This is a genomic window from Aeromonas sp. MR19 (genome assembly GCF_963899305.1).
GTDB classification, from domain to species: Bacteria; Pseudomonadota; Gammaproteobacteria; order Enterobacterales; family Aeromonadaceae; genus Aeromonas; species Aeromonas bestiarum.
The window spans coordinates 58397-75224 of the sequence record NZ_CAWQWZ010000053.1 but is presented as its reverse complement, the minus strand read 5'-3'; the positions used below and the strand labels follow the sequence as shown (position 1 = coordinate 75224).

General features: G+C 61.6%; 15 protein-coding genes. 5 read left to right on the top strand and 10 right to left on the bottom strand.

The window, feature by feature from the left end; genetic code table 11:
• Positions 1–57: 57 nt before the first annotated feature.
• From AACQ95_RS21015 to AACQ95_RS21005, 3 genes are all read left to right on the top strand, one after another.
• Entirely contained in the window at positions 58–804 is a 747-nt protein-coding gene (locus AACQ95_RS21015) for a DeoR/GlpR family DNA-binding transcription regulator (RefSeq protein ID WP_241279800.1), read from the top strand.
• Positions 805–945: 141 nt separating this feature from the next.
• The gene (locus tag AACQ95_RS21010; RefSeq protein WP_241279797.1) at positions 946–1839 is read left to right on the top strand and encodes an EamA family transporter; all 894 of its coding nucleotides are present in this window, start codon (positions 946–948) and stop codon (positions 1837–1839) included.
• A gap of 132 nt (positions 1840–1971) precedes the next feature.
• Positions 1972–3822: an extracellular solute-binding protein gene (locus AACQ95_RS21005; RefSeq protein ID WP_241279909.1), complete on the top strand. Its 1851-nt coding sequence runs from the start codon at positions 1972–1974 to the stop codon at positions 3820–3822.
• A gap of 127 nt (positions 3823–3949) precedes the next feature.
• Here the strand turns inward: AACQ95_RS21005 and AACQ95_RS21000 are convergent, their stop codons facing one another.
• On the bottom strand, positions 3950–4342 hold the full coding sequence (locus AACQ95_RS21000) for a DUF2750 domain-containing protein (protein ID WP_042036410.1): 393 nt from the start codon (positions 4340–4342) through the stop codon (positions 3950–3952).
• A gap of 94 nt (positions 4343–4436) precedes the next feature.
• On the bottom strand, positions 4437–4994 hold the full coding sequence (locus AACQ95_RS20995) for a hypothetical protein (protein WP_241279793.1): 558 nt from the start codon (positions 4992–4994) through the stop codon (positions 4437–4439).
• 251 nt (positions 4995–5245) lie between these two features.
• Between AACQ95_RS20995 and AACQ95_RS20990 the strand changes: the two genes are divergently transcribed.
• Positions 5246–5494: a TIGR02647 family protein gene (locus tag AACQ95_RS20990; RefSeq protein ID WP_005320240.1), complete on the top strand. Its 249-nt coding sequence runs from the start codon at positions 5246–5248 to the stop codon at positions 5492–5494.
• Here the strand turns inward: AACQ95_RS20990 and AACQ95_RS20985 are convergent.
• From AACQ95_RS20985 to AACQ95_RS20955, 7 genes are all read right to left on the bottom strand, one after another.
• Entirely contained in the window at positions 5481–5786 is a 306-nt protein-coding gene (locus AACQ95_RS20985) for a hypothetical protein (protein ID WP_241279791.1), read from the bottom strand. The two genes, AACQ95_RS20990 and AACQ95_RS20985, sit on opposite strands and share 14 nt — an antisense overlap.
• 106 nt (positions 5787–5892) lie before the next feature.
• Entirely contained in the window at positions 5893–6102 is a 210-nt protein-coding gene (locus AACQ95_RS20980) for a cold-shock protein (RefSeq protein ID WP_005331438.1), read from the bottom strand.
• A gap of 205 nt (positions 6103–6307) precedes the next feature.
• Positions 6308–7408 carry a dihydrolipoamide acetyltransferase family protein gene (locus AACQ95_RS20975; protein WP_098983462.1) on the bottom strand — a complete coding sequence of 367 codons (1101 nt, stop codon included), beginning with the start codon at positions 7406–7408 and terminating at the stop codon, positions 6308–6310.
• Positions 7405–8388 carry an alpha-ketoacid dehydrogenase subunit beta gene (locus AACQ95_RS20970; protein ID WP_241279788.1) on the bottom strand — a complete coding sequence of 328 codons (984 nt, stop codon included), beginning with the start codon at positions 8386–8388 and terminating at the stop codon, positions 7405–7407. The genes AACQ95_RS20975 and AACQ95_RS20970 overlap by 4 nt, the downstream gene beginning before the upstream one ends.
• 102 nt (positions 8389–8490) lie before the next feature.
• The gene (pdhA, locus tag AACQ95_RS20965) at positions 8491–9585 is read right to left on the bottom strand and encodes a pyruvate dehydrogenase (acetyl-transferring) E1 component subunit alpha (protein WP_241279786.1); all 1095 of its coding nucleotides are present in this window, start codon (positions 9583–9585) and stop codon (positions 8491–8493) included.
• A gap of 273 nt (positions 9586–9858) precedes the next feature.
• Positions 9859–10884: a succinylglutamate desuccinylase gene (gene astE / locus AACQ95_RS20960; RefSeq protein ID WP_241279784.1), complete on the bottom strand. Its 1026-nt coding sequence runs from the start codon at positions 10882–10884 to the stop codon at positions 9859–9861.
• 277 nt (positions 10885–11161) lie between these two features.
• Positions 11162–11371, bottom strand: coding sequence for a DUF1127 domain-containing protein (locus AACQ95_RS20955; protein ID WP_043137637.1), 210 nt, complete (start codon positions 11369–11371; stop codon positions 11162–11164).
• 521 nt (positions 11372–11892) lie between these two features.
• Here AACQ95_RS20955 and AACQ95_RS20950 point away from each other — a divergent pair.
• The gene (locus AACQ95_RS20950; protein WP_241279782.1) at positions 11893–12786 is read left to right on the top strand and encodes a DNA replication terminus site-binding protein; all 894 of its coding nucleotides are present in this window, start codon (positions 11893–11895) and stop codon (positions 12784–12786) included.
• 171 nt (positions 12787–12957) lie between these two features.
• Here AACQ95_RS20950 and AACQ95_RS20945 read toward each other — a convergent pair whose 3' ends face one another.
• Complete coding sequence (locus tag AACQ95_RS20945; protein ID WP_241279779.1) at positions 12958–16800, bottom strand: DEAD/DEAH box helicase; 3843 nt, start codon at positions 16798–16800, stop codon at positions 12958–12960.
• Positions 16801–16828: the final 28 nt, after the last annotated feature.

Here is a 16828-nt window from a genome sequence, read left to right as displayed (position 1 = left end):
GGCAAGCCACCCCACGGGTGGCTTGCCGCTATCCACCACCTTGCATGCGAGCGCACCATGAATCCACGCCACCAACTGATCCTCACTCTGGTCCATCAGGCTCGCAAGATGAGCGTGGCCGAGCTGTCCCGCCACACGGGGGTGTCAGAGGTGACGGTGCGCAACGACCTCACTGCGCTGGAGAAACAGGGGCTGCTCAAGCGGGTGCACGGCTCGGCCATGGCGCTGGAGACCGATGATCCGGATGCCCGGATGAACATCAACTACCTGCTCAAGGAGCGCCTCGCCGAGCGGGCCGCCCAGCTGGTGGAAGACGGCGAGACTGTCTTCATCGAAGGGGGCAGCGCCAACGCCATGCTGGCCCGCCACCTCGCCCTGCACAAACGGGTCACCATCATCACCATCAGCAGCTATATCGCCCATCTGCTCAAGGACACGCCGGCCCAGGTGGTGCTGCTCGGCGGCCTGTTCCAGCATCAGAGCGAGAGTGTGGTGGGGCCGCTGACGCGCCTCTGTATCGAGCAGGTGCACTTCTCCAAGGCCTTCATCGGGGTCGATGGTTTTCACCCCGAGGTGGGCTTTACCAGCCGCGACATGATGCGGGCCGACGTGGTCAACAGCGTGCTGGCCAAGGGGATGACCAATGTGGTCATCACCGACAGCAGCAAGTTTGGCGCCATCCACCCCAGCCAGCTTGGCACACCGGGTCAGATCGGCGTGCTGGTCACCGACGATGCCCTGCCCGCCCCCATGCGGGCCGCCATCGCGGCCCGCAGCATAACCCTGCATTGCGTTACCGCCTGAACCTGTCATTGCGGCTCGCAGCCTAAAGCCATGCCCCGCCTGGCGGCTTGACGCCAGCCACCCACTCAAGGGTATGCTCGTCCCCTTGCCGATCCGCCCGTGCAATGCGGATCGCCATTCCTCTGATGACAAGGAAGCTGAATGCAAACCAAGGATAAATGTCTGGCCGCCCTGGTCATCCTCTGCTGGGGACTCAACTTCGTGGCGATCAAGTGGGGGCTGGAGGGGATACCCCCGCTGCTGCTGGGGGCGCTGCGCTTCGTCGGCGTGGTCTTTCCCGCCATCTTGCTGGTGCCAAGGCCCGCCATGCCCTGGCGCTGGCTGCTGGCCTATGGCGGCGCCATCAGCCTGGGCCAGTTTGCCTTCCTGTTTTGCGCCATGAAGTTCGGCATGCCGGCGGGCATGGCCTCGCTGGTACTGCAATCCCAGGTGGTGTTCACCCTGCTGTTCGCCATGCTCTGGCTGGGGGAGCGCTGGCAGCCCCACCACTGGGTGGCGCTGCCGCTGGCGGGGGCAGGCCTCTATCTCATCGCCACTCACGGTGAAGGTAACCTGACCCTGCTCGGCTTCGTGCTGACGCTGTGCGCGGCCGCCTGCTGGGGCCTTGGCAACGTCATCAACCGCCAGATTGGGCTGCGTTATCAAACACCATTACCGAGCCTTATCGCCTGGGGTGGGCTGGTGCCCATACTGCCTTTCTTCGCGCTCTCCTGGCTGTTCGAAGGGCCGGAACTGATTGCCAGCAGCCTGCTCAACTTCAGCTGGCAGGGGTTCTTGTGTGTGCTCTATCTCTCCTTTGTCGCCACCTGGCTGGGTTACGGCCTGTGGGGGCGGCTGCTGATGCGCTATCCGGTGGCGCAGGTGGCGCCGCTCTCCCTGCTGGTGCCCTGTGTCGGCATGGTGGCGGCCGCCCTACTGCTCGACGAACACCCGACCCCCTTGCAGTGGCTGGGTTCCGGCCTGGTGCTGCTCGGCTTCGTGGTCCATCTGCTGGGTGGCCGGCTGCGCTGGTTCAAGCAAGAGACGGCGCCTTGATGGTCACCCGGTTATTTTCCGCCCGCCATTGACCCGGCTGGGGAAAATTTCCATCATGAGCCAGTCCCCATCGGGACTGGCGTCACCAGCGTGTGACCTGCAGGAAGCAGACCATCAGGAGAGAGCATGGATATGCCATCGACAGCCTCAGCCGGGGTGAGCCCGGTCCCATCCCTTATTCGTACTGCCGCCATCACCCTGATCCTGTGCTGGAGCCCGCTTGGCTGGAGCGCCAGCCTGCCTGTGGACCTCAAGTGGGAGAGCAACAACGCGGATCCTGTCTACGCCGATCCGGCTGCCAAACGGGGCGGCACCTTCCACACCTTTATGACCAGCTTTCCCCTGACCCTGCGCAAATTCGGCCCCGACTCCAACGGCGGATTTGCCGGTTATGTCAGGGAGACCAACCTGCCGCTCCTGAGCACCCATCCAGTCACCGGCAACCCCATGCCCATGCTGGCAAACGAGTGGGCCTTCGGCGCCGACAACAAGACTCTCTACTTTCGCATCAACCCCAAGGCGCGCTGGTCGGATGGCCAACCCGTCACCGCCGATGACTGGGTGTTTACCCTCAAGATGATGCGCAGCAAGGAGATAAGCGACCCCTGGTACAACAACTACTACAGCACCCAGATAACCGACGTGACCCGCTTCGATGACCGCACCCTGGCCATCACCAGCGGCAGCGAGAAGAGCCGCCAGGATCTGCTGGAGTCCTTGCCGTTCAGCCCTGAGCCGAGCCACGCCATCAAGCTCACCGCCAACTGGGTCAAGGAGTACAACTGGAAGATATTGCCGGTCACGGGCCCCTATCAGCTCGGCGAGGTGAAGAAGGGCAAGTCGGTCAGCTTAGTGCGGATCCAGGATTGGTGGGGCAACGATGAACGCTACCTCCAGCACCGCTTCAATCCGGACAAGATAGAAATCAAGGTACTGCGGGATCAGAACATCGCCTGGCAGCATTTCTTGCGCGGCGAGCTGGATACCTTCCCGCTGGTCATGCCCAACTGGTGGCACGACAAGACCAAAACCGCCGAGTTCGAGAAGGGTTATATCGAGCGGCGCTGGTTCTACAACCAGACCCCCCAATCCCCCATGGGACTCTATCTCAACACAGCCGACCCGCTGCTGAAGGATATCAATGTGCGGCTCGGCATCCAGCATGCCCTCAACCTCGACAAGATGCTCGCCACCCTGTTGCGAGGGGATTACCAGCGCCTCAACAGCTATGGATCTGGCCAGGGCGCCTTCACCAACACTGAGCTCAAGACTCGCCCGTTCGATCCCCAGCTTGCGCGCAACTACTTCGCCAAGGCCGGTTTCACCAACGCTGGACCGGACGGCACCCTGCAAAACGAGCGGGGGCAGCCGCTGACCCTGAGCATCACCTACACCACGGCGGAGCATGCCCAACGCCTCACCCTGCTGCGAGAAGAGGCCAAGAAGGCGGGGCTCAATCTCGAACTCAACCTGATGGATGCCTCGGCCGGCTTCAAATCCATGCTGGAGAAGAAGCACCAGAGCGCCTGGATGGGCTGGAGCTCCGGCCGCTACCCCGCCTATTGGGAGCATTTTCACAAGGTCAATGCCAACAAGCCCCAGACCAACAACATCATGAACATAGATGACGGGGCCATCACGGCACTGGTGGAGCAGTACGACAAGGAGTTCGATTTTGCCAAAAAGGCGGCCCTGTCACGGCAGATCCAGCAGCGGCTCTATGAGCTGGCCAGCTTCGTGCCAGCCTATCAGGTGCCCTATACCCGGGAAGGGGCCTGGCGCTGGATAAAACTGCCCAAGGTGCCGGCAACCCCCAAGAGCGAGCTGCTCTACTGGCCCCTCGATGGCGGAAATAGCGGCTACAGCTATGGCGGCCTGTTCTGGATTGACGAGCAGGCGAAGGCAGAAACCAGGGCGGCCATCGAGAGCGGCAAGACCTTCCCCGCCGTCACCCTGACAGACACAAGCTACCAGCAGCGCTGAGGCGGCTCGCCCTGCCATGGCCTAGTCCCCAAAAGGACACAGTCCATCAGGGCCGAAAACAAAAGACCCCGCACGTTGGCGGGGTCTTTTTATTGCAACCAGGGTTGCAAAGGAAGCTCAGGCGCGATCAGGCGCGCTTGGCCTGCTTCTCGGCAATGGCGTCGGCCACGTCGGCCGGCTCCAGCACTATGCCTTCCTGATCCGGGGTCGGGAACACGGCAACACACAGCTCGTCCTGCTCCATGCCGTCGACCCAGCGCTCCAACCACACCTTGAGGGTGATGGATTGCGGCTTGCACTCGGCCCACTCACCCTCGGCCCACGCCTGGGCGTACTCGGGGTGCGGCCATACCGGAATGCAATCTTCATCGTCTGTGGTCAGCATCATGACGCCGTGCTCGTCGGTCAGGACGAACAGCTCTTCGTGCTCGACCAGCTTGCTGATGAAGTGCTCGTAGCGGTAGTCGGCGTTCAGTTGCAGCGCAGCATTGCGCTCGGTTTCGCTCAATTCATAGCTCATTGGCCAAGTCTCTCTTTCAATAAAGGGCGCCATGTTCACATCTTGCTGGCGGCTTGTCCAGTATGAGAGATCGGTCACCTATTTTTCGCCGATATCAACCCAGTTCAGGCGTCACCAGGGTGATCTCCACCGTCTCGCAGCAACGCTGGCGCAACCAGTAGGCAGATTCCACCTCGACGAAGCAGAGTTGATCCCGTCCCGCCTGCACGCCCTGCATGATCTGCTCGAACCGCAACTGCTGTTGCTGCTCCCAGGAGCTGGCCAGTTTGCTGCCGTGGGCCTCGTCCACCACCTCGCGGCGCAGCTCGAACAGGTTATCGGTGATCGGGCTGTTTATCTTGGCCGGGCCATGCCAGTACACCAGCAGGTTGTCCATCATCTCGGTGTCATAGTTGGCAAGGGCATCCAGCTCGGGGGTCGCCCCGACATCGCTGGCGGCAAAGTCACACCAGCCCGCCGTCAACGGCGCCAGGGTTTGCGCAGCCGCCCCCTTGCCATGCTGACGCAAGGCAGCCACATCAGCGCCCTTGATCGCGGGCAGCCAGACATCGCCATGATGCTGGTCGAGCAGCGGCAGCAACAGGGAGGTGGGATAAACAGGGAAACGGGGGCCAAGAGAGTGGAGCAGTGATACTAGCGTGATCTTTACCATGAGGGGCGCCTTGAACTGGAAGGCCGATATGCTGTGCTCGGCCAGAAAGACAAAGGAGGGCCCTATCCTACCATGTTTGAACGCTAGCGAGCGGACTCACATTTTCACGGCTCAAATCGGAGGGCAATGCCCAAAAAAACAGCGTTCAGGCAGGGTGGCGCCAGAGAAAGCCCAATAGTTTGAACCAGCGCCCACTAAAGTGGATCCGGGAATGCTAGTTTGCATACATCTTTAGCGTAAGGAGTGCATTCATGATTGGGATCGACCAGATTTCTAACGACTTTGTAAACGACTTGAAAATACTGGCATGCTTTGATCCGGCCAACATGAGCCTGGGGATCAAGTTGCGCAGTGACATGTCCGACGAGCTGTGCCAAGCGGCAGTACGCCTGCATCAGCAAGGTCTCATCAGCGCAGAAGATGGCGGCTACCTGACTCCTTTTGGCATGACCATGGTTGAGCATCTGCAGCACCTGATAGTCGCACTCAAACCGCTTTGATCGCCTGCGGGGCCCAGAGTGAAAAGTTGAGCAACTCCCAGCGCGAGCCCTGCCGCAACAGACAGGCAAACAGCAAAGGACCTTCGGGTCCTTTTACTTTGCCATCGACCATCCATTCGCCTTCCCGTTTCGGCAAAGGCTGCGCCTTGATCTCATCGGGCACAATTCTGCTTCCCAGGCGAACGTGTACAAACTGCTGACACACGGCTTTCGCTTCGGTGGCAAAAACATTCTGAGCCTGGGTATTGGTGGAGATGAGCAGGCTGGCGGCCAGCAGGAGTGATGGGGTCATGGTGATATATGGCGGCGAAAGTGAAGTCGATACTAGTCTAAAAGGCACCCATAAACAAAAAGCCGTGGAACCAGAGGTACCACGGCTTTCTTAAATTCTGTAAGAATTACAGAGCAGTTACGTTCTCAGCCTGCGGGCCTTTCTGACCTTGGGTCACGGAGAACTGTACGCGCTGACCTTCAGCCAGGGTACGGAAACCGTTACCGCTGATAGCGCTGAAGTGAACGAAAACGTCCGGGCCGTTTTCTTGCTGGATGAAGCCAAAACCTTTGGTTTCGTTGAAAAACTTAACGGTACCGGTGATCATGTTAGACATATCTATAACCTGTATTCAAAATAATTACTTATGCTTTTCAGCGGATAAAGCTCAAAAACGGGATTAACTTATGAACAACAGGAAAAGATGTAAAACATCATATTCATTGACATAACTTTCGCCCTTTCAAGCTGGTTTAGATTATACGTGGCTTTGGGGATTACGCAAACAAATTTGTGCCCTGCCGACGGCAGGGCACAAGGGTTTATAGCGCGGGTGCTTCCAGTGCCTGAACCAGTACCTTGAGGAAGCGTGCAGCCTCGCCGCCAGTGCAGGCTCTGTGGTCAAACGTCATCGACAATGGCAGTGCCCTGACCGGACGAGCCTCTCCGTGGATGAACACCACCTTCTCGAACAACTTGCCGGCACCTATGATGGCCACCTGAGGTGGCGTCACTATCGGGCTGGCATAGCGACCGGCGATGGCACCGAAGTTGGTGAGGGTGATAGTCGCCCCCTGCAGCATCTCCCGCGGCACGGCGCGCGCCTTCACATCGGCGATCATGCGATCCAGCCCCTGCCGGATGTCTGCCCCCTCCCGCTCAGCCACGTTCTCCATCACGGGCACATAGAGCCCATGCCGGGAGTCTACCGCAATGGCGACGTTGACCTCACTGAACAGCCGCCTTGAGAGCGTATCGCCGTCAAACCAGGCGTTCATGGAGGGCTCGGCACGACAGGCGACGCCTATGGCCTTGATGAGGCGTACCGTCACATCCTCATCCGGCCGCCAGTGACGCAGATCCACCTCGTCGGTAATGCTGACCGGCACCACAGTCTGATGGGAAAGCTCCATCGCCTTGGCCATGGCCCGGCGCGAACCCTTGAGGAATTCGTTGCCGCTGCTTTGCTGAGCCTCGAATGCCGCCTGCACGTCCTGCTCTGTCACCATGCCGGCGCTGCCACTGCCCTTGATCCGGTCTATGTCCAGCCCCAATTTTTGCGCCAGCAAACGCACGGCAGGCATGGCCTGTACCAGGCTGCCACCCGGGGCTATGGCACCCACCACGAAGTGATCCTCGATATGCTGTTGATGGGCACTGACCTTGCCCACGACTGTGCCGTCATCCTCGCCCCCTTCGAACTCAACCAGCGGCGCGCCTATGTGGAGTATGTCGCCCTCCTGCCCGCACAACCTGGCGATCACCCCCGCCACCGGCGAAGGCACATCCACCAGAGCCTTGGCGGTTTCTACCGACAGCAACACCTGATCGACACTCACCGTATCGCCGGCGCTCACCTTCCATTCGACTATCTCGGCCTCGGCCAAGCCTTCGCCCAGATCCGGTAATTTGAAAAATTTCATAGCCACTTCTCCATCAGCTGATGAGCTACGTCCGCGATATCCTGCTCGGTGATGAGGTAATACTCTTCGTTGCGGTAGTAGGGCACGGCTGCATCCACCCCGGTGAGGCGCTTTGGCGGCGCCTTGAGGGAGGTCAACGCCTCCTCGGTCACCCGCGCCACTATCTCGGCGCCCACCCCGAAGCTGCCACACGCCTCATGCACCACCAGCAAACGGCCCGTCTTGCGCACCGAGGCCAGAATGCTCTCCATGTCCAGCGGCTTGATGGTGGCAAGATCCAGCACTTCACACTGGATATCCTGCTCAGCCAGCAGGCTCGCCGCTCGCATCACCTCCTGGATGCAGGCTCCCCAGGCGACCACTGTGATGTCCCGTCCAGGCCGCAGGGTGAAGCAGACGTCCAGCGGCAGGCCGACACCGTCATCCACCACGTCCGACTTCATCGAGCGATAGATGCGATCAGGCTCGAAGAACATCACGGGATCCGGGTCGCGAATGGCCGAGAGCAGCAAGCCATAGGCCCGTCTCGGACTGGAGGGGATCACCACCCGCAGGCCCGGAATATGGGCAAACAGGGCCTCGACGCTTTCGCTATGGTGCTCCGGCGAGTGGATGCCGGCGCCATAGGGGGAGCGGTAAACGATGGGACAGGAGAGACGGCCACGGGTGCGGTTACGCATCCGCGCCGCCTGGCAGATGATCTGCTCCATGCCGGGGAAGATGAAACCCTGAAACTGGAACTCGGCCACCGGCTTGAGCCCCTGGGTCGCCATGCCGACCGCTACCCCGGCAATCAGTCCCTCGGCCAGCGGCGTGTCGATCACCCGCTTGAAACCAAACTTGTCGCGCAGGCCGACGGTGGCGCGAAACACCCCGCCGTTGACCCCCACGTCCTCACCAAGCACCACCACATCGGGGTCGTGCTCCATCTCGTGATGCAGCGCCAGATTGATCGCCTCGAGCAGTGTCATTTCACTCATGCAGCCTCCCCGACGCGGCGTCATCAATCACCCCATTCCCATTGCATGTCATGTCATCCCGCCACGCTGGCTTGACGGCATCCTGCAGTCTCATCTCATCGATCATGAGCGTTCCTCCCCGGCGTGACGCTGCATGCCCTTGGCGATGATGCGCTGGCGCTGGCCGCGATAATCCTTGGGCAACTCGGCAAACTGATAGTCGAGCAGGGTTTCCGGTGCCTGCGGGGCCGTGCCTTCATAGGCAGCCACGGCGCGATCGACCTCCCGGCTCGCCTCGGCCAGCAGCGCCTGCTCCTGATGTTCGTCCCACCAGCACTGTCCGGCCATGAACTGGCGCAGCCGCTTGACCGGCTCCCTAGCCCAGGCGGCTTCCACTTCGGCGGCGTCGCGATAGCGGGTCGCATCGTCGGCCGTGGTGTGATCCCCCAGTCGATAGCTGATCGCCTCTATGAGGGTCGGGCCCTTGCCGGTGCGCGCCCGCTCCACGGCGATGCGGGTGGCATCATAGACGGCCACCACATCGTTGCCGTCGACCTGAATGCTGCGTACCCCGGCCCCTATCCCTTTCTGGGCCAGGGTGGGCGCACTCGACTGCAACTTGCGCGGCACCGAGATGGCCCACTGGTTGTTGTTGATGATCATCACCATGGGCAGATGCCAGACTCCGGCACAGTTGAGCCCCTCCAGAAAGTCGCCCTTGGAGGTGCCGCCGTCGCCTATGGTGACCACGGCGACGCGAGGCTGGTTGCGCAACTTGAAGGCCGCCGCTATGCCGGCGGCATGGGTGATCTGGGTGGCGATGGGCACGCAGATGGGCAGGTCCTCCGACAGCTCGCCATCGGCCTTGTAAAAGACACAGCCCCGTTCATCCCCGCCCCAATATTGCAGGTTTTTCTCCATGGGCACGCCCCGCACGTAGAGGGTGGGCATGTCCCGGTAGTAGGGCACATAGACATCCTGCTCCTGCATGGCGAGACCGACGCCTATCCCGACCGCCTCTGCTCCCAGATGGGAGGGAAAGGTGCCGAGTTTGCCGGTTCGCTGCAGCGCGATTGCTTTCTTGTCATAGCTGCGCACCATCACCATGTTGCGGTAGAAGGTGTGCAGTATCGCCTTGTCCAGCCAGGTCGGCAGTGTCGCGACCGGGCGCCCTTCCTCATCGAGGTAACGAAGGAAAGGGATGTCGACATGGGTCATAACTGGCTCCTTGCCGTTGTCAACGTCACCACCATGAGGTGACCCTTAGAATGTAAATAAGATGTTAACTAAAGAGCAATGTGATTTAACCAGGTAAGACCAGTAGAAACTTCTTTAATTTCAGAAAGACATTGAACTTTTCGGCTGAGCAGAGACGAAAAAGGGAGCCGCTTCGGGCTCCCTGTTCGGGCGGTTGCGGGATCAATCCCACGAGGATGAAGGGGCGCCACCAGCCGCATGGCGCGCTGGCAGAGGGCCCAAAAAGGGGTCAGATCACTCCCACAAGCGGGTCGGTACCACCAGCAGCACGGTGCGCTGGCCTATGGCCACATTGGCGTTGGGGAAGATCACAGCCTCCCGCGTCTTTTCTACCGTGTAGCGCAGCTCCCCATCCTCGGCCAGCACGAAACCCTGGGGAAATTCGGTGAAATTGTCCACGTCGCTGGCAAACAGGAAACGAAACTGCTCCGAACGCTTGTTGATCACCCGGTCGATGGCAAAGATGATGAAGTCATCCGCCTGCCAGGGCTCTAGCACCACCTCATCCTGGGTCACCAGCTCCTGCAACGCCTGACGGGTCTCGATGAAGCGGGTCATGTCGTTTTCACCAAACGGACGCACCTTGCCCAGCTCCACCGTGAAGGCATGGGCACCGTGGCTGTGCGAGCTGTAATAACTGAAGGTGGTAGTGGGGCCGCTGGAGAGCAAAATGGTGCGCACCCCGCAGGCACCGAGGAACTGCACCTGCTCCTTGCAGTACGGCCGCTCATGAGGGAAGGGGTAGACAGCAAACTTCTCGTGGCGCGAACCGCGAATGGCGGTGTGCAAGTCGTAGTGATAACGGGGTCGCGCGGGATCGGCAAAGAAGCGGCTCACATGCTGCTCCAGGCGCATGGCACGAATGCGCTCCTGGTTGCACAGCCCCTCCCCCTTGCTGTGAGCACCGGAGAAGAGCCGGTTCATGTTCTCCTCCACCTCCCGCAACCCCAGGTTCATGGCGGCCGGGTTGCCAAACAGAAACAGCACCCGATGACGGGCGCTGAGCTCACCGCTGAGCAGCCGGGTCAGCAGCTGGTTGCAGATCTCGATGGGGGCGGTTTCGTTACCGTGAATGCCGCAGGAGAGCACTATGTCCTTGCGCCCCCCCGGCCTATCATCGGCCCCTTTCGCGGGTTCCAGGCAGAGCACGCCTGTATCCCACACGCTCACCCGTGAGCCACCGGGCAGGTCAAATGTGAAGGGCTCAAGCTGCCACTCATGGCGGCGAGTCAGGGCCAAAAAGTCATGCTGGGGAATCATCCATCTCACCCTTTTGTCAGGAACGCTATGGGCGGATTATACGCAAGGCACGGGGGCTTAAAATCAGTTTTTAAACAAATTCAAACAGTAAGGATACAAATGTGGCGACAGTTAATGACAAGTCGGCGGGCATGGGGTGAACGAGGGAACGGCGAGAAGGGGAAATGAAGCGACAGGGACGAGAAAATATCGGGCAATCATTCAAGCGCCGGCGTCAGGCCGGTTGACACAGCAAGATCGGGGTCAGCAGAAAAACGAGGCATCCATGCCCGGCTGATCAACCACGCCAGAACGGCTTGGTGGTCTCTTGATAGCGATCAGATTCGTTCAGGCCGATGTCCTTGAGCAGGTACTCGGGCAGCTCGGAGAGCTGGCGACGGCTGCGGCTGCGTTCCAGCCAGGTCAGCACTGTCATTTTGACGCGAGCAACCAGATTCGATTGGCTGGAATGCTGGTAACCGGTCTCGGTATAAGTCATGTTGGCCATGATGTGGCTCCTCTTGATGATGTCTGCGCGGGGTGCGAATTTGTTGCGCAAAGCTTAGTCAGGAGGGACAACCGACTCAATTGACGAATTTTGATACAAGACATTAGTAAAACTAATGGTGAATATCGTCAATCTTTAAAACCTAACAGATTGATTTTAAACTATTAAATAATCATTTTATTCCGTCTGAAAGACCGGCAGCATATTCTCCTGCATGGCGCACCTCTAACTATGCAGTTTCTTGTCTTGGCTATGCAGTCACGGGATCTCAAGGCGAGGCTGGCAACCTGAGATTTACATCCAGTTGTTAATCAAGAGATCTTTTGCTGATCCTTATTTAACAGATAGATACAAAATAAACACACTCAAATGGCTATCGCTTTTGACCCTCGCCAGGCGCACTGCGAAGGAGATGCTTGGCGCGCTTTCGGCATGCTGGTATGGTTATTTATACAGTAGTTTAGCCACGTCTCTGCCAGCCCCTGTGGAGGGTGTGACAGGGGCGACCACAGGACACGCCGATGGACACATTTACCCCGACTGCCGCCCTGCGTCAACAGATGGACGCGCTCGAAGAGGCGTTGGCCCGCCTGGCCCGACAACTGGCGCAGCTCCCCTTGCTGGAGGCCCACGTCTATCCCCTCCCCGCCGTGCCTCAGGGGCAGGAGCACGAGCCCATCGAACAGATAGAGGTGGGCTATCTGGGCGGTGAGGCCGCGCTGGCGGCCACCCTGGCGGCCTACCGGGATCACAGTGCTCGCCCCGGCTGCTCCACCAAGGCCACCCACCGCCTGCCGGGCTGGCTGCGCTTTTCTGCCGCCAGCGCCAGCCAGCTGCGCCCGCTGATCGAAGAGGTCAACACCCGCAAGCTCGCCTTCAAGGAACTGGTGCAACAGGCCGGTGGGCGGGATGAGAAGTTCGAGCTGGTGCACAGGGCCCTGCCCGGGGTGATCACCCTGCAGGTCTACCGCAAGCTGACCCTGCTGGAAGGAGAGCTGCATTCCCTCGGCTTTACCTGGGCCGACAAGCAGAGCATCAACCGCCTCAGCCGGGAGCAGGTGCTGGAGATGCTGGAGCGCAGCCGCTGCTACATTCCGGCGCTCTCCAACAACGAGGAGTGGAGCAAGATGGTGGATCAGGAGGTCTATGACCTTCGCCGCCTGCCTGCCGATGCCGAGCTCAGGATCCGGCGACCGGTCAAGACCCATCCCATGATCAACCTGCTCTGGCAGGACAGGGAACCCCGCAAGCAGCAGCTCAAGGCGAGCCTGCCCCTGCTGCTCTGCTCGGACACCCAGCCCGCCGTCACCCACCTTGGCCACTACCCGCCCAAGCTGCGGCAGGCGCGGCGGGATCGCAAGATTGGCGGTGAGCCCATCATAGAGCGGCTGCACCTCTACCTCTATCAGGGGTAGCTGCAAGCCGGCAGACTCCCCTTGCCCAGCCTCTGCAGATGGCGCGGCAAGATGCCAGCGGGCCTGGCTGAGCGGTCCGCCTCTTCGACAGGAGCTCCTGCACAGCCACAGACATAAACAAAGGGGGGATCGCCTGCCGGCGATCCCCCCTTGTGCACAACCTCCGCCTGATCAGCCCATCAGCAGGGCGCGCAGGCTCTCCACATCCAGCCCGCGCACTTCGGACTGGCCGCTCAGCAGGCCATCGGCCAGCGCCCGCTTCTCGTCGTGCAGGGCGACTATCTTCTCCTCCACCGTCTGCTCGCACACCAGCCGATAAACCGTCACCGGCTGGGTCTGCCCCATGCGGTGGGCCCGATCGCTCGCCTGATCCTCCACCGCCGGGTTCCACCAGGGATCCAGGTGCAGCACGGTATCGGCCTGGGTCAGGTTGAGGCCCGTGCCCCCCGCCTTGAGGCTGATGAGGAACAGCGGCACCGGCTCGTGCCGGAAGCGCAGTATGGAGTCCTGGCGGGACTTGGCGGAGCAGCCGCCATCCAGATAGCAGTAATCCCACTTCTTCTGTTCAATGCGCGCACGCAGCAGGCTCAGCAGATCGACGAACTGGCTGAACACCAGCACCCGATGACCGTTGCCGATCGCCTCGTCCAGCAGGGCCATCGCCTCGTCCAGCTTGCTGCTGGTCTGGGACCACTCGGGCATCACCAGCTCGGGGGAGCAGCAGAGCCGACGCAGCCGGGTCAGACCGCTCAGCACATGCATCAGGGCGCGGCCATCGGCACTTTGCACCTGCTGCACCACCTCCCGCCGGGTGGCCTCATACAGCTGGCGCTCCTCGGGGGAGAGGCTGATGTGATGAATGATCTCTGTCTTGTCCGGCAGCTCGGTCAACACCTGCTGCTTGAGGCGGCGCAGTATGAAGGGGCTGATCACAGCCCGCAGCAGCGCCATGTGCTGGGGATCCTTCACCGCCTTGCCGAAGCGGCGCTTGAACTCGCCCAGGCTGCCGAGCAGCCCTGGGTTGATAAAGGTAAACAGGCTCCACAGCTCCCCCAGGTGGTTCTCGATGGGGGTGCCGGAGAGAGCGAGGCGAAAATCGCCCTCAAGCTGGAACAGCAGCTTGGCACGCTGGGTGCCGGCATTCTTGATCTGCTGTGCCTCGTCCAGCACCATGCTCGACCAGCGGCGGGACTTGAGCGCCTCCGCCAGGCTGCCGAGCATTCCGTAGTTGATCAGGATCACCTGGCCGGCCTTGGCATCGCGGATCACCCCTTCCCGCTCGGAGGGATTTTCGAACACCACCACCTCGAGTTCGGGAGCGAAGCGCGCCACCTCTTCCTGCCAGTTGGTGACCACTGACTTTGGCACCACCACCAGCGCCGGGCCCAGGTGCTGGCGCATGCGCAGCACTATGAGTGCCTGCAGGGTCTTGCCCAGACCCATGTCATCGGCCAGACAGGCGCCGAAACCATGATGGGCCAGGGTCGCCAGCCAGCGCACCCCGTCCTTCTGATAATCCCGCAACGGCGTCAGCAGCTCGGCCGGACACTCCACCTCCTGCTGCCACTCCTGTTGCAGGGAGTGCCAGGCGTCATCCCCCTCAGTGGTGATGACGGAGAGCAGGCGGGTGAGCGGATAGGCCAGCTTGTTGTTGATGCGTTGCTCTTCATCCAGCATGGCGCCCAGCATGGTGAGCCGCTCCACCAGCTTGTCGCTCAGCATCAGGCTGGTCTTCTCGTCGAGCTGGACGGTGCGCTGGCCCGGCGTCATCTGGCGCAGGATCAAGCGCAGGTCGAGGATCTGGTGCTCATCGAGGGCCAGTGCCCCCTCCACCTGGAACCAGTCTTGGCGCCGCTCGATGCGCAGGCTCAGGGCTGCTTCATCCAGACTCTTGAGGCGCGCGCTGTCCTGGTGCCAGTGAATGACCACGCCAGCATCCACCAGTTCGGGCAGGGCGTTGACCAGTGCCAGCGCCTGCTCCCCCTGAAGTAGCCACTCACTGCCGGGCAGGCCGATGGGCAGCGAATTGCGCAGCTGCTGGGCCTGTACCTTCTCGGCGGCCAGGTCCCGCTGCCAGTAGTGATAATCCTTGATCCCCTGCCGCACTATGGCCTCCCCCTTGCCAAGGGGCAGTGGCGGCAACTCGCCCTGACGGGTCACCAGCCTGACCGCCAGCTGGCCATCCTGCCAATCCAGCTGGACCGAGGGAACGCCAGGCCAGGGAGCCAGCTCGGCATTGCCTGTCAGGCCGGCCACCTGGCTGTGCCAGGGCAGGCCCGGGATGGCATCCAGGGTACGCTGCAATTCGCTTAAGCCCTCGGCCGACAAGGGGGGAATGGATTCCAGCGCGGGCAGGCGATCGAGCAGCGCCTGGGGGGTGAGAATGAGCTGCCACAAGTCCTGCGCCAGCGGCAGTATGTGGGCCCCGCGCGCGGCGGCGGCCGGGCTCAGTACCGCGCCCATGCCCTGCTCCAGGGTGACGATCTGCAACAGGGGCGCACTGATGGCCAGTTGCAGCTTTTGTCCCTTGGCATTGAACAGGCGCGGATGGTTGGCCAGCGGTGCCCAGGCCTCTCGCGGCAAATGGCCCATGACCCGGGGCAGGGTGCGCACCAGCGCCCAGTCCTCTTCGTCGAGCAGGCCGGCATACTGGGTGGAGAGCAGCGCGGGATCGACCCGGCGACCGGCGGTCCACTCCCCCTTGGTGCTCTGCTTCTGGATCTTGCACTCCAGCTCGGGTCCTTCGGCATGCAGCAGCCACACCAGCCGCTCCTGTGCCTTGCGCACTCCGCTGGAGCGTCCCAGCCCCTGCAGCCAGTTGAGCCAGCTGGCCGAGGCGGGCGTCTTGTCCTCCCCGTCCTGTTCGTCCGTCTCTTCCTCCCCGTTGGCGGCGCGCAGCTGTTGCAGCGGTGCACGCTGCGCCCCCTGCCCCAGCAGGAGCCGCAGCAGATCCTGACAGAAGGCCATCAGCCTGTGATGAGGGTCGGCCTCCAGCACGTGGGAGAGATCCCACTTGTGCAGGATGGCAACCTGGGGGCTCTGCTCACCATGCCGGGCAAGGGCGCAGAGATCGAGCCAGAGATAACCCCAGTGCAACTCCTCCAGCGGCAGTTGCAGGGTATCGAACAGACCGACCGCCTGGCCGTGGCGATCGCCGGCCCACTGGCCCAGCAGATCCGCCAGCAGCGGAAACTGGTTGCCCAGACTGCGCTGCCACTTCTTGCGCTGCTCGCTGGCGATCACGGGGTCGGCTTGTTGCAGCCAGCCGAGCCAGAGCAGACCGCCGAACATCAGCGGCCACTGACCCTGACCACCTTCCGCCTGCCACTGCCCAAGGGCACCGAGCAACCGCTCGGCAAGGGGTTGTTCCGCCCCCTGCTCCGCCAACTGCTGCAAGGCGGGCCAGTGAGTGGTTACCTCGCCTGCCAGGTCGCCACAGAGCCATTGCCACTCGGATGCGAACCCCTCGCTCAGGCGGGTCAGCTCGGGGGCACAGGCGCTGGCGACCGATGCCAGCGGCCACTGCTCACCCGGTTCGGCATCGAGCAGGGTTTGCAGGGCGAAGTGCATCAGCATCAGTTGCTGCCATTGCGGACTGGATCCCGGCAGCAGGCGATGGGCCTCGGGCACATCGAGCAGGCTCAGCAGATCGGCCGCGAGGTAGTAGGTCGGCACCTGACCCGCCTCCCCAAGGCAGAGCTCGCGCACCAGTGCCTGGGCCATCTCCTGGCCGGTCACCGAGGGCACCCGTGCCCAGTTCGGCATGGGGCAGGCTCCCGAGCGCACCGCCAGGATCAGCGCCAGGGTTCCCTCTGCCGTCAGACTCCACTGCTGCTCCCCGCGCAGCCGCACCAGCCCCTGCAACTGCAACTGGCTCAGCTTGTCGATCAAAGCCCGCCCGAGCGGCTGCTGTGCTTGCAGTTGTTCTTGCAAATAGCGGGTACTGGCGGTGCGCTGCAACTGCAGCTCACTGAGCAGGGCATAACAATCGGAAGAGAGGGTGAACGCAGACATCAAGACTCACGGGCAGGTGCAAAAGCGG

Coding starts and splice junctions, on each gene's coding strand:
- AACQ95_RS21015 (WP_241279800.1), top strand. CDS start 58: ATGAATCCACGCCACCAACTGATCCTCACTCTGGTCCATCAGGCTCGC.
- AACQ95_RS21010 (WP_241279797.1), top strand. CDS start 946: ATGCAAACCAAGGATAAATGTCTGGCCGCCCTGGTCATCCTCTGCTGG.
- AACQ95_RS21005 (WP_241279909.1), top strand. CDS start 1,972: ATGCCATCGACAGCCTCAGCCGGGGTGAGCCCGGTCCCATCCCTTATT.
- AACQ95_RS21000 (WP_042036410.1), bottom strand. CDS start 4,342: ATGAGCTATGAATTGAGCGAAACCGAGCGCAATGCTGCGCTGCAACTG.
- AACQ95_RS20995 (WP_241279793.1), bottom strand. CDS start 4,994: ATGGTAAAGATCACGCTAGTATCACTGCTCCACTCTCTTGGCCCCCGT.
- AACQ95_RS20990 (WP_005320240.1), top strand. CDS start 5,246: ATGATTGGGATCGACCAGATTTCTAACGACTTTGTAAACGACTTGAAA.
- AACQ95_RS20985 (WP_241279791.1), bottom strand. CDS start 5,786: ATGACCCCATCACTCCTGCTGGCCGCCAGCCTGCTCATCTCCACCAAT.
- AACQ95_RS20980 (WP_005331438.1), bottom strand. CDS start 6,102: ATGTCTAACATGATCACCGGTACCGTTAAGTTTTTCAACGAAACCAAA.
- AACQ95_RS20975 (WP_098983462.1), bottom strand. CDS start 7,408: ATGAAATTTTTCAAATTACCGGATCTGGGCGAAGGCTTGGCCGAGGCC.
- AACQ95_RS20970 (WP_241279788.1), bottom strand. CDS start 8,388: ATGAGTGAAATGACACTGCTCGAGGCGATCAATCTGGCGCTGCATCAC.
- pdhA (WP_241279786.1), bottom strand. CDS start 9,585: ATGACCCATGTCGACATCCCTTTCCTTCGTTACCTCGATGAGGAAGGG.
- astE (WP_241279784.1), bottom strand. CDS start 10,884: ATGATTCCCCAGCATGACTTTTTGGCCCTGACTCGCCGCCATGAGTGG.
- AACQ95_RS20955 (WP_043137637.1), bottom strand. CDS start 11,371: ATGGCCAACATGACTTATACCGAGACCGGTTACCAGCATTCCAGCCAA.
- AACQ95_RS20950 (WP_241279782.1), top strand. CDS start 11,893: ATGGACACATTTACCCCGACTGCCGCCCTGCGTCAACAGATGGACGCG.
- AACQ95_RS20945 (WP_241279779.1), bottom strand. CDS start 16,800: ATGTCTGCGTTCACCCTCTCTTCCGATTGTTATGCCCTGCTCAGTGAG.